Here is a 10,823-nt window from a genome sequence, read left to right as displayed (position 1 = left end):
GTCTGAAAATAACCGATAAGCAAGGTAGATCAAAAAAGATGAAGAAATTAAGCATGGAGGAGCTCGAAAGGCTCTCAGTAGAGGAGTTTAAGGAAAAGGAAAAGTCCCCAATTGTATTGGTGCTTGACAATGTTCGCAGCCTAAACAATGTGGGTTCTGCTTTTCGAACAGGAGATGCCTTCCGTATAGAAAAGATTTACCTCTGCGGTATCACCGGAACTCCCCCTCATCGGGATATACAAAAAACTGCTCTCGGGGCTACCGAATCAGTGGAGTGGGAATACAGTCTCAATACCCTAGACGCGGTGGATAAACTCCAAGCCGACGGATATCAAATCTGTGCCTTGGAGCAAGTGGATCGCTCGGTAATGCTTAATGAATTTACTCCCAAAAAAGGGGGAAAATACGCCTTGATATTTGGCAATGAAGTTTTTGGAGTGGAAGATGCCGTTTTAAAAAAATGTGATCAAGTGCTTGAAATCCCTCAATTGGGAACCAAGCACTCGCTCAACATTTCTGTTTCTCTCGGAATAGCAGTTTGGGATTTGATGATAAAATTGGAGCAGTTTTAAACCCTCTAATCTTTCAAAAATCGGTAGCGTATACCAAACGACGCTCTGAATAAGGCCCCATTATTAAAAGTAATGATGGGTGCCGCCTCCATGTGAAAGCCAAAATCTTTTTTATCAAAAGGGTAATAATTAATCCCCAATGGTACTACTACCCCTTCAAACAAGTTGAGTCTACCACCTAGACCTAGGTAAATTTGCTTGTCCTCGTCAGACTTGACCATGTAGTTTCCTACGACTTCAAGACTGAGATTTTCTACAAAATTGTCTGTCCCTATTCGAAGTTCAGGCAGCCATCGTTCACCCAGTTGTGTATTTATCCCTACAAAAGGAAGGTTGCTTTGATGATAAGAAACGGTAGTCTGCGAATAGCTTAGCAAGGAAAATAGGCCAAAAATCGCTGTAAATAAAATTTTTTTCATTGGTTAAAATTAAGTTGATTAAAATCTATTAGAAACCCAAATCCTTCAATTTCAGGTGTGTTTTGATCATATTAGAACTTGATTTGGCTACAATTTTGCCTGAATCTTTAGTAATTACGGCTTCCCAATGATTAAGGTTGGAGCCGGATCGAATTAATTTTGCGGACACTATCAACTCCTCACCAATTTTTGCGGAGGATAAAAAATCTACAGACAAATTAATACTAGTCATCAAATACTCCGAACCCGCCACAAAATTAGCCATCCCAATCACATCATCCATCATTAAAGAGGCCACTCCTCCGTGAAGAATTTTCGCAGGATTACACATATCAGGCCTGATGGTATATTGGACCTCAATGTAGCCTGCTTCGATAGCCAAGAGTTTTCCGGCAAGCCAATTGCCTGCCGCAGAAGGCGTTTTATCCAGTGTTTTTCCGATTTGTGATTTGAAAAACTCAAGTTGTGGATTAGTCATTTTTAATATTTTACAGGTCTATAAGTCTAAAATAGTCCTCAAAAGTAGCTTTAAGAGCTTCCCTTTCGGATTCCTCACTCCAAATTGGAATTTTTTGATTTTGGATAAGAAGGGAAAAGTCTGCGTTTTCGCTGAGGTAGGGAAGAAGCTGTTCTATTTGTTGAAGATGGTCAAACTTGTTTCCATTCTTTAATTCTAAAAGAGTATCACTACTTCCTTCTATTTGCAACTCCAAAGGCCATTCGGTTTGATAAGGCTCCAGATAAAGGTAGGCTTCATCTTTAGCAGGATTGAGAATCAGGGCCAAAACCAAACCGGGAAAACTATCGGTTTGGACAAAGCCATTGTGCCTGTAAAGGGTCATGCCGGCATCTTTTCTAAACTCCCGGTCATAATTTATAGCCTTAAGATTGAGAAAGTAAATTCTGGCAGAATCCGAATACCGGAAGGTCAAATCCTCTCCAGAATTTGAAGCCCGATAGGTATTGAAAAAGGAAAGGGTCAAGACAAAAATCAAAGAACCTAAACCGAAAATTTTTAGGATTTTAACCAATTCAGGTGTCAAAATTGGATCTCTATGGGGCATTCTTAGGGAGTTTGCTCAGCTAATAGCTTTTGTTTTTCTTCTTTCAACAAACTCCAAGCCGCTGCTATATGTTTCTCCTGCACGTCAGTTTGGCCGATGACCCAGCGAATCACGTAGGAACCATTCAGCTTGGTATGAGAGAAAAAAACTTTTCCCGTCTGATTGACACGATTCATCCAGCTTTCGTTAAGTGAATTGAGTTGGTCTGAGGGTAGATTTGCAGGATTCATCCGAAAGCAAATGGTGTTAAAGTTCACCGGAGCCAAAATCTCCATATCTGCTTCATTTTCGATCCAACTCTTAGCTTTTTGGGCCAGCACCAGGTGGTTTCTGAGTTTGGCACGAATACCTTCCATTCCATAGGTTCGGATGACAAACCAAAGCTTCAACGCACGAAATCTTCTACCCAGTTGTATTCCCCAATCCCGATAATTATTGACCTGATCATCAAGTTGGGTTTTGAGGTATTCGGGCGTGAGAGAAAACGTGTTGACCAGATACTGCGGCTCTCGTATAAAAAATACCGTACAGTCAAAATTGGTAAACATCCATTTATGAGGGTTGAAGACATAAGAGTCTGCCCCTTGATGTCCTTGGATCAAATGCTGAAATTCGGGTAAAAGCAAAGCCGTACCAGCAAAAGCCGCATCAATATGGTGCCAAAGACCGTATTTCTGGGTGATTTGGGTAATTTCATCTATGGGATCTACCGCTGTTGAGCTCGTCGTGCCCAAGGCTGAAACCACACAAAGTGGTAAATATCCAGTTTCCTTATCTGCTAAAATAGCTTTTTCCAACTCCGAAGGAATCATAGAAAAATTCTCATCCACAGGGATTCTTACCAGGTTTTGGACTCCTATCCCAGCTATTTTTACAGCCTTATCAATCGAAGAATGCACATGGGAGGAGGAATAGATTCGGAAAACCTGATTGCCTGAAAAGCCCCTTTCGTTGATTTGAAAGCGAGTAGCTTTCTCCCTCGCCGTGAGGATAGCACTCAATGTCGCGGTACTCGCGGTATCGTGGATGACTCCTTTCCATGAGGAATCGATCCCCTTGGCATCTCTGAGCCAATCACACACCTGCTCCTCCAGCTCTGTAGCTGCAGGAGAGGTGAGCCAAGACATGCATTGAGCTCCAAGCGTAGACATCAGCATTTCTGCTAAAATTGAGGGCTCAGAGTTATTCGCTGGAAAATAGGCAAAAAATGAGGGGTGTTGCCAATGCGTCATCCCCGGAAGAACTATCTCTTTGAAGTCTTCAAAAATCTGTTCGAAAGATTCAGCATTTTCAGGAGCCGAACCGGGCAGTTGATTGAAAATAGCTTTGGGTTTTACTGAAGGAGTAACGGGATAATTCTCCTTTTCTTCAAGATAATCAGCCATCCAATCCACCAATAGGTGAGCTTGCTTTCTAAATTCTTCCTTGGTCATGTTATCTTACGTAAGAGCCTGCATTAATATCTATGGAAGTACCAGTCGCATGATCAGCTAGACCAGAGCAGAGTAAAGTGACCATAGGGGCAATATCCTCAGGCCGGGTCAATTCATTGAGCGCAATGTCATTAAGCGCAAACTCTTCCCCATACTCCGATAAAATCTGCTCTGCCATATCCGTACGGGTAAATCCAGGAGCGATCAAAAATGCTTTGATTCCTTTTTTGCCATAATGTCGAGCAATGGATCGCGTCAGACTGACCAAGGCTCCTTTAGAAGCTGCGTAGGCCAAGTAATCCGTCGTATCTCCTCGAAAGGCTGCACGAGAAGAAATCGTCACAATACGGCCTTCTCCCTGATTTTTAGCTTGATCCAAAAATTCTTTGCAAAGGATTCCTATGGCCGTAGTGTTGACAGCTAAGGTTTTTTCCCAAATCTGCAACCATTCTGAAGTAGGAAGAGTGTCAGGAGCAGAAGGAGAAATTCCTGCATTATTCACCAAGCCTGTCAATGGGCCGTATTTTTGGACCAGTTGGGGAATAAATCCCACCACCTCATCAGATTGAGAGAGATCACAAGCTGCCAAATGCGCGAGAGAATCAAGCTCCGCTAAAAGTGACTCAGCTTCTAATCGATTGAAATTGTAGTGAATAATCACCTCAGCTCCTGAATCGGAAAGCTGCTTGGCTATGGCCCGCCCTATACCTCTAGAGGCACCTGTGACAAGAATACGTTGATTTTTTAAGGAAATCTGCATTAGAATTATTCAGAAATAGATTTGGAAAGCCAATTTTCACGGATAGCCAAGTGCTGTATATGAGCCAGGTGGTGCACCCCATGCCAACTGTACATATGAGCCACTTCCATCAGGGTAGGCGAGTTTTTATTCTCCGGATGATAATAGGTCTTTTGGAAATCCTCATTGCTCATATTTTCCATCAAAAACACCCATTTAAAATGGATGCACTTAATCAAAGACAAACTAGGGAGAACCGAAAGCTGATTATCAGGCAGTTCGGCCCAAGAGGACTCGTCATAGGGTTTAATCGTAGGGTTTTCTTCTGTCAACGCCAGTTTAAATCGCATAAATGCATTGATGTGACTATCGGCGAGATGATGTATGACTTGCCTTACAGACCAGCCTCCCGGACGGTAGGGCGTATTTAGCTTTTGATCATCATAAGTAAGAACAGCCTCTTCCAACAAATCTGGAAGTGAGCGAACCGTTTCAATCGCCTCTTTCAAGGTGGATTCTGAAACATTTTCAGGGAGCTTAAATCTCCCGATGGGGTATTTTAGAAATTCTATATCCGTCATGGGCTATTAGATTCTACCACCAGCGGCGATGGTAGCCAAATCTACGTTTTTTGCGCCATTAGCCAAAAGCACGTTCGCACATGAACAGAGTGTAGCCCCTGTGGTCATTACATCATCTACTAGCAAGACATTTTGATAGAGAAGGTTTGTATCTTCTTGAATTTCAAATACTTGATCCACATTTTCTAATCTTTGAAGCCTTGATTTTTTGGTTTGAGTTTCAGTGAAAATTTTTCTCCGAATCAGATTACGATAAGGAATATTCAGACTTTGCGATAAGCCCTTGGCAAACTCTTCACTTTGATTGTAGCCACGTCTCCGTTTTTTCATCTTATGCAAAGGAACCGGAACAATCAAATCCCACTCTTTGAAAAAATCTTGAGATTTTATCACATCACCAAACCACTTTCCTAAAGCTTCACCCAGCTCGGGATGGTTTCTATACTTTAATAAGTGAAGTAGTTTTTGGCTTTTTCCGTCTTTAGAAAACTTCAAAAAAGCCATGGCTCTACCGATTTCGATTAATCCCTGAACTTTTGAAGTCAGATCGTTGTCCTCCGAGCGCAGATAATGGCTAGTAATCGGCAAACTCCCTTTACAAATAGAGCAGAGGCAATTCTCAGTTTCAACTAATGCCCGACTACACAAGAGACAATTTTCCGGAAAAATCAGGTCCAAAAAATCTTTGATCAAAAGTAAACGCATAGCCTAAAATCTCTGTTATTCAATCTGCTGGTTTTTAAGCAGTATATTTGTCGCTAATAATTTCTTAAACCCTTAATTTAATGAATCCAATAGAGGAATTCAATGAATACAGAGCCAAGATGAATGAAAAAATCATGGCTGCCGACAATAAAGTCATCAAACGCTTTTTCAATCTGGATACCAATGCGTATGCATCTGGAGAACTGGACGTAAAAAGCAAAGAGATGATCGGTCTGGCTTGCTCGATGGTATTACGCTGTGATGATTGTATCAAATACCATCTTGGAAAATGTCATGAAGTAGGAATGAAAAGCTCAGAAGTATTTGAGGTATTTTCAATCGCTACGCTCATCGGAGGTTCTATTGTTATTCCACACTTGAGAAGAGCGGTAGAATATTGGGAAGAACTTGAAAATCAATAAGTAAGGATGTTTAAAAGAGATCTTGAACTTGAAAAACGATGGGCCAGATTATTAATAGGTCTTGAAGAAACCATTGGAAAAAAACCCAAGGACTTAAATGGCGTATTGTTTCTTATTGGAGTACAGGAACTTGGAAAAGGAATAAAGACTTTTTCAAAAGAACAAAAACAAGATTTGATGCATATTGCAGTCTGTAAGGTATTGAGTTATGCCGGATTTTACGAACTGGAATATATAGATCAAGAAGGTTGGCCGCATTGGAAATTAGTAAAGGAACTTCCACATTTCGATCTATTGGATCAAGAAAAGCTGCTAAAGCTTCAAGTCTTAGATTATTTTGAAAAAGAGTATCAAATAGAGATTAATTAATGAAAATCATTTCCTACAATGTCAATGGTATAAGGGCAGCAATCAACAAAGGATTTGTGGATTGGTTGAAAAAAGAAAACCCCGATATCATTGGTATTCAAGAACTTAAAGCAGAAATAACCCAAGTTGATACTAGTCTATTTACTGATTTAGGTTATGACTTGCATTGGTTTCCAGCCATCAAAAAGGGCTATTCGGGCGTAGCAATATTCACCAAAATCAAACCCAAATCCATTAAAATAGGAATGGGCTTGGATAAATACGATGATGAGGGAAGGCTGATTCAAGCAGATTTTGAGAATTTTTCTTTTCTATCTGCTTATTTTCCCTCAGGTACTACAGGAGATATCAGACAAGATTTCAAATATGAATTTCTTGATGATATCCACGGATATATGCAGGATTTAAGAAAAACAAATCCCAACATCATATTAAGTGGGGACTATAATATTTGTCACAAGCCAATTGATATTCATAATCCAGTGTCAAACAAAAACTCATCAGGATTTCTTCCTGAGGAAAGAGCATGGATGGATAAGTTTACCAACTCTGGATTTATAGACACTTTCCGTCATTTCCACGCGGATGTACCTCATCAATATTCTTGGTGGAGCTATAGAGCCAATGCTAGAGCAAAAAATTTAGGATGGAGAATAGATTATCACATGGCTACCAAATCCATGCAAGAAAGATTAAAAAGTGCAGTAATTTTACCGGACGTAGTACATTCAGACCATTGTCCTATTGCACTAGAAATACATGAATAAAAACAATTGAAGCTAATCCATAGAATATTATCCAAATGAATTCTATAAAAATTTCTATTCCATCTTTGATCGAAAACATCAAAATGATTGAAAGCTTTATCGACAACGCACGAGAAAAGTTTGAAATAAATGATGATATCTATGGAAATATCATGATTTCAGTGACTGAATGTATAAGCAATGCCATCATTCACGGAAATAAGAATGATAAAAATAAGCTTGTGAAATTAGAGCTTAGAGCAGAAGAGGACATACTGCAGTTTGTAATTGAGGATGAAGGGTCCGGTTTTGAATTAGAAAGTCTACCCGATCCTACTTCACCGGAAAATATTGCAAAACCAGGGGGAAGAGGAATTTTCTTAATAAAGCACTTAACAGATGATGTAAAATTTGAGGAAAATGGTAAAAGAACAATTTTATCATTTTATATGGATTAATTATGGCGATCAATTTCTTTTCAGAAGACATCGATTATAACCTTCCTCAAAAACTAAAGCGCAAGAAGTGGTTGAAGGAGCTTGCTGCTTTAGAGGATCATCAGATTAAAGAACTCAATTATATCTTTTGCTCGGATGAATACCTGTATCAAATCAATGTAGATTATCTTCAGCATGATACCTACACCGACATCATTACCTTTGACAACTCCGAAAATAAGGCTAAAATAGAAGGAGACATTTTCGTTAGTGTAGATCGAATCATAGAGAATGCCGAACGATTGGACCAACCCTTAGAAGAAGAACTAAGCCGAGTCATCAGTCATGGTTTATTTCATCTCATGGGTTATAAAGACAAAGAGCAAGAAGAAATCAAAACAATGCGAAACAAAGAGCTTTTCGCAATTAATTTATTCAAAGAAATTTAACTGTTTCACGTGGAACACTTACTCCTCTCACAAAGAGATTAAACAACTGTTTCACGTGGAACATCAACAAATCAGAGATCATGTTTCCAAAATATGATGTAATAGTAGTAGGGGCAGGGCATGCGGGCTGCGAGGCCGCACATGCTGCAGCAAAGATGGGTTCATCTGTATTATTATGCACGATGAATATGAATACTATTGCCCAAATGTCTTGCAATCCAGCAATGGGTGGAGTAGCGAAGGGTCAAATCGTACGAGAAATTGATGCATTGGGAGGTATGTCTGGTATTATATCTGATAAATCCATGATTCAATTTAGAATGCTAAACCGGTCCAAAGGTCCCGCTATGTGGTCTCCAAGATCACAAAATGATAGGATGCGTTTTGCCGAAGAATGGAGATTAGCCTTAGAATCTACTCCGAAAGTAGATTTTTGGCAAGAAATGGTTACAGGAATTATAGTAAAAGATAATAGGGTCAAAGGAGTAAAAACAGGGATAGGTATAGAAATAGAGGCAGATTCTGTTGTACTCACAAATGGAACATTCCTCAATGGATTGATTCATATAGGAGAAAAACAATTTGGAGGCGGAAGAACAGGGGAGTCTGCAGCAAAAGGAATCACCGAACAATTGATAGGGTTGGGTTTCGAAGCTGGAAGAATGAAAACCGGAACACCCCCAAGAGTGGATGGTAGGAGTTTGGATTATTCAAAAATGGAAGTTCAATACGGTGATGAAAACCCGGAGAAATTCAGCTTTTCCGACGAAACTTCAAGCCTAAAGGAGCAAAAAAGCTGTTGGATTACCTATACCAACAAGCAGGTACATGAAACATTGGAAACTGGTTTTGATCGATCTCCGATGTTTAATGGCAGAATTCAAGGGTTAGGACCACGGTACTGTCCTTCTATTGAGGATAAAATAAATCGCTTTGCCGAAAGAGATAGACATCAAATTTTTGTAGAACCTGAAGGATGGAATACTGTAGAAATCTACGTAAATGGCTTTTCCACTTCTTTGCCAGAAGATGTCCAATACAAAGCATTAAGAAAAATAGCGGGCTTCGAAAACGCTAAAATGTTTCGACCCGGTTATGCAATAGAATACGATTACTTTCCCCCTACGCAACTCAAACTTACTTTAGAGACTCAACTCGTAGAAAATCTCTATTTCGCAGGTCAAATCAACGGTACCACAGGATACGAGGAGGCAGCATCACAAGGCCTAATTGCAGGTATCAATGCGAGCTTAAAGGCACAAGAAAAAGATCCGTTTTTACTCAAAAGATCTGATGCATATATCGGAGTTTTGATAGATGATTTGATCAATAAAGGGACCGAAGAGCCCTATCGTATGTTCACTTCACGGGCAGAATTTAGACTCCTTTTGAGACAAGATAATGCTGATTTGAGACTTACAGAACTAGGGCATGCGATAGGATTAGCTGATGATTCGAGATTAGAAAAAGTTACTCATAAGAAATCTGAGACTGCAAGATTGATCAATGATCTCAAACAGAAAAAATTAGAGCCAGAAGCTATTAATGAAGGTTTGGAGCAAATTGAGACTGCTTCTATCAAAGAAAAAATAAGTATAGAAAAGCTCTTGAAACGTCCTCAAATCAATATAGACGCGTTGAGAAACTTAAATGAAGAACTGAATACCTTTTTTAATCAGTTTGACAAAAATGTCTTAGAACAAGCTGAGATTCAAATTAAGTATGAAAGCTATATTGAAAAAGAACAGCAAATGGTAGAGAAACTTTCAAATATGGAAGGATTTAAAATTCCAATCAGATTTGACTACTTGGCTATACCTGCTTTATCAGCCGAAGGAAAACAAAAATTGAATAAAATACGACCAGAGACACTTGGTCAGGCTTCTAGAATCAGTGGCGTATCACCTGCCGACCTATCCATATTAACCGTTTATCTTGGAAGATAAAATGTCCGAAAGACTCAACAAATGCCCACTATGTAAAAGTGGGCATTTTCTAAATGATAGAGAAGTTATAGATCATGCCGTAAGCAAGGAAAAATTTATCCTATGCAGATGCACTCAATGCAATTTACTTTTTACCAATCCAAGACCTAAAAAAAAGGAAATTGAACCCTATTACGAATTTCCACAATATTACTCCCATACTGATTCTACATCCACTTTTACTGAAAAGATTTATAACAGAGTCAGAAAGGTAAACATTAGAAAAAAAGTACGACTGATTGAATCACTTATTCCCAAAGGGAAAATATTGGATTATGGGTGCGGGGCAGGGTTTTTACTGCAGGCTTTAAAAACGAGGGGCTGGGAGATAGACGGAATGGAGCCTAATACAAAGGCTAGAAAAAAAGCATCACAGTTGACCAATCAGAAAATTTATAAATCAACTGCCTTTTTTGAAGAAAAGCCAAAATATGACGTGATCACTTTATTTCACGTTTTGGAGCATATCCATTCCCTTCGCAAAACTCTAAATAAACTTAAAAAGGCACTTAATCCGAACGGCTATATATTGATTGCCGTTCCCAATTATAAAAGTCTTGATGCAGTCAAATACCAAGAATCTTGGGCAGGTTGGGATGTACCGAGACATTTATACCACTTTTCCAATGAATCCATAGTAAACCTAGCCGATCAATTCAATCTGGCCGTGCATGAAAAAATACCCATGATTTTTGATAGCTATTATGTCTCTCTACTCTCAGAAAAATATAAAAATCCAGAGTCAAATGCTTTTTCCAATTATATTAATGCAATGAGGCTAGGATGGCAATCCAATCAGAAAGCAAAGAAAACAAAAGAATATTCCAGCATTCTCTACATCTTGAAAAAGAAGTGAAAAATATAAATAAAATACTGATTATCAGCTGTTTATTAATAATTTC

The 10,823-nt window shown here is 39.1% G+C and carries 15 protein-coding genes and 1 pseudogene; 8 read left to right on the top strand and 8 right to left on the bottom strand.

Features of this window, described 5'->3' with window-relative positions; genetic code table 11:
* The first annotated feature begins 38 nt into the window (after positions 1-38).
* Positions 39-572, top strand: a complete 534-nt coding sequence (locus tag BLQ57_RS12435) for an RNA methyltransferase (protein ID WP_087939885.1) — start codon at positions 39-41, stop codon at positions 570-572.
* A gap of 5 nt (positions 573-577) precedes the next feature.
* Here BLQ57_RS12435 and BLQ57_RS12430 read toward each other — a convergent pair whose 3' ends face one another.
* The 8 genes and pseudogenes from BLQ57_RS12430 to BLQ57_RS21680 all read right to left on the bottom strand — a co-directional run.
* Positions 578-991, bottom strand: coding sequence for a hypothetical protein (locus BLQ57_RS12430; protein ID WP_087939884.1), 414 nt, complete (start codon positions 989-991; stop codon positions 578-580).
* A 28-nt stretch (positions 992-1,019) separates the two neighbouring features.
* Positions 1,020-1,469, bottom strand: coding sequence for a PaaI family thioesterase (locus BLQ57_RS12425; RefSeq protein ID WP_087939883.1), 450 nt, complete (start codon positions 1,467-1,469; stop codon positions 1,020-1,022).
* Positions 1,470-1,479: 10 nt separating this feature from the next.
* Positions 1,480-2,055, bottom strand: a complete 576-nt coding sequence (locus BLQ57_RS12420) for a hypothetical protein (RefSeq protein WP_087939882.1) — start codon at positions 2,053-2,055, stop codon at positions 1,480-1,482.
* Between the two features lie 2 nt (positions 2,056-2,057).
* A complete protein-coding gene (locus BLQ57_RS12415) occupies positions 2,058-3,488 on the bottom strand; it encodes a pyridoxal phosphate-dependent decarboxylase family protein (RefSeq protein ID WP_087939881.1) in 1,431 nt (476 codons plus the stop codon).
* Position 3,489: 1 nt separating this feature from the next.
* Positions 3,490-4,248, bottom strand: coding sequence for an SDR family NAD(P)-dependent oxidoreductase (locus BLQ57_RS12410; RefSeq protein ID WP_087939880.1), 759 nt, complete (start codon positions 4,246-4,248; stop codon positions 3,490-3,492).
* Positions 4,249-4,253: 5 nt separating this feature from the next.
* The gene (locus BLQ57_RS12405; RefSeq protein ID WP_087939879.1) at positions 4,254-4,808 is read right to left on the bottom strand and encodes a YfiT family bacillithiol transferase; all 555 of its coding nucleotides are present in this window, start codon (positions 4,806-4,808) and stop codon (positions 4,254-4,256) included.
* Positions 4,809-4,814: 6 nt separating this feature from the next.
* Positions 4,815-5,312 carry a ComF family protein gene (locus BLQ57_RS12400; RefSeq protein WP_317042230.1) on the bottom strand — a complete coding sequence of 166 codons (498 nt, stop codon included), beginning with the start codon at positions 5,310-5,312 and terminating at the stop codon, positions 4,815-4,817.
* Between the two features lie 78 nt (positions 5,313-5,390).
* A pseudogene (locus BLQ57_RS21680) lies at positions 5,391-5,513 on the bottom strand (double zinc ribbon domain-containing protein); the annotation flags it as partial.
* Between the two features lie 80 nt (positions 5,514-5,593).
* Between BLQ57_RS21680 and BLQ57_RS12395 the strand changes: the two are divergent.
* From BLQ57_RS12395 to BLQ57_RS12365, 7 genes are all read left to right on the top strand, one after another.
* The gene (locus BLQ57_RS12395; protein WP_087939877.1) at positions 5,594-5,935 is read left to right on the top strand and encodes a carboxymuconolactone decarboxylase family protein; all 342 of its coding nucleotides are present in this window, start codon (positions 5,594-5,596) and stop codon (positions 5,933-5,935) included.
* Between the two features lie 6 nt (positions 5,936-5,941).
* Entirely contained in the window at positions 5,942-6,304 is a 363-nt protein-coding gene (locus BLQ57_RS12390; RefSeq protein ID WP_087939876.1) for a hypothetical protein, read from the top strand.
* On the top strand, positions 6,304-7,071 hold the full coding sequence (locus BLQ57_RS12385) for an exodeoxyribonuclease III (protein WP_087939875.1): 768 nt from the start codon (positions 6,304-6,306) through the stop codon (positions 7,069-7,071). The genes BLQ57_RS12390 and BLQ57_RS12385 overlap by 1 nt, the downstream gene beginning before the upstream one ends.
* 35 nt (positions 7,072-7,106) lie before the next feature.
* Positions 7,107-7,508 carry an ATP-binding protein gene (locus BLQ57_RS12380; RefSeq protein WP_087939874.1) on the top strand — a complete coding sequence of 134 codons (402 nt, stop codon included), beginning with the start codon at positions 7,107-7,109 and terminating at the stop codon, positions 7,506-7,508.
* A 2-nt stretch (positions 7,509-7,510) separates the two neighbouring features.
* Positions 7,511-7,936 carry an rRNA maturation RNase YbeY gene (gene ybeY / locus BLQ57_RS12375; protein ID WP_087939873.1) on the top strand — a complete coding sequence of 142 codons (426 nt, stop codon included), beginning with the start codon at positions 7,511-7,513 and terminating at the stop codon, positions 7,934-7,936.
* 80 nt (positions 7,937-8,016) lie between these two features.
* Positions 8,017-9,882 carry a tRNA uridine-5-carboxymethylaminomethyl(34) synthesis enzyme MnmG gene (gene mnmG / locus BLQ57_RS12370; protein ID WP_087939872.1) on the top strand — a complete coding sequence of 622 codons (1,866 nt, stop codon included), beginning with the start codon at positions 8,017-8,019 and terminating at the stop codon, positions 9,880-9,882.
* Entirely contained in the window at positions 9,872-10,777 is a 906-nt protein-coding gene (locus BLQ57_RS12365; protein ID WP_240507817.1) for a class I SAM-dependent methyltransferase, read from the top strand. Before mnmG ends, BLQ57_RS12365 begins: the two co-directional genes overlap by 11 nt.
* Positions 10,778-10,823 lie beyond the last annotated feature (46 nt).

The sequence above is a fragment of the Algoriphagus faecimaris genome (assembly GCF_900101705.1).
Classification (GTDB): domain Bacteria; phylum Bacteroidota; class Bacteroidia; order Cytophagales; family Cyclobacteriaceae; genus Algoriphagus; species Algoriphagus faecimaris.
The sequence above is the reverse complement of the archived record's forward strand: the minus strand, read 5'-3'. Positions and strand labels throughout refer to the sequence as shown.

Bases quoted from the DNA above. Each gene is read 5' to 3' on its own strand.
- BLQ57_RS12435 (WP_087939885.1), top strand. From the start codon at position 39: ATGAAGAAATTAAGCATGGAGGAGCTCGAAAGGCTCTCAGTAGAGGAG.
- BLQ57_RS12430 (WP_087939884.1), bottom strand. From the start codon at position 991: ATGAAAAAAATTTTATTTACAGCGATTTTTGGCCTATTTTCCTTGCTA.
- BLQ57_RS12425 (WP_087939883.1), bottom strand. From the start codon at position 1,469: ATGACTAATCCACAACTTGAGTTTTTCAAATCACAAATCGGAAAAACA.
- BLQ57_RS12420 (WP_087939882.1), bottom strand. From the start codon at position 2,055: ATGCCCCATAGAGATCCAATTTTGACACCTGAATTGGTTAAAATCCTA.
- BLQ57_RS12415 (WP_087939881.1), bottom strand. From the start codon at position 3,488: ATGACCAAGGAAGAATTTAGAAAGCAAGCTCACCTATTGGTGGATTGG.
- BLQ57_RS12410 (WP_087939880.1), bottom strand. From the start codon at position 4,248: ATGCAGATTTCCTTAAAAAATCAACGTATTCTTGTCACAGGTGCCTCT.
- BLQ57_RS12405 (WP_087939879.1), bottom strand. From the start codon at position 4,808: ATGACGGATATAGAATTTCTAAAATACCCCATCGGGAGATTTAAGCTC.
- BLQ57_RS12400 (WP_317042230.1), bottom strand. From the start codon at position 5,312: ATGGCTTTTTTGAAGTTTTCTAAAGACGGAAAAAGCCAAAAACTACTT.
- BLQ57_RS12395 (WP_087939877.1), top strand. From the start codon at position 5,594: ATGAATCCAATAGAGGAATTCAATGAATACAGAGCCAAGATGAATGAA.
- BLQ57_RS12390 (WP_087939876.1), top strand. From the start codon at position 5,942: ATGTTTAAAAGAGATCTTGAACTTGAAAAACGATGGGCCAGATTATTA.
- BLQ57_RS12385 (WP_087939875.1), top strand. From the start codon at position 6,304: ATGAAAATCATTTCCTACAATGTCAATGGTATAAGGGCAGCAATCAAC.
- BLQ57_RS12380 (WP_087939874.1), top strand. From the start codon at position 7,107: ATGAATTCTATAAAAATTTCTATTCCATCTTTGATCGAAAACATCAAA.
- ybeY (WP_087939873.1), top strand. From the start codon at position 7,511: ATGGCGATCAATTTCTTTTCAGAAGACATCGATTATAACCTTCCTCAA.
- mnmG (WP_087939872.1), top strand. From the start codon at position 8,017: ATGTTTCCAAAATATGATGTAATAGTAGTAGGGGCAGGGCATGCGGGC.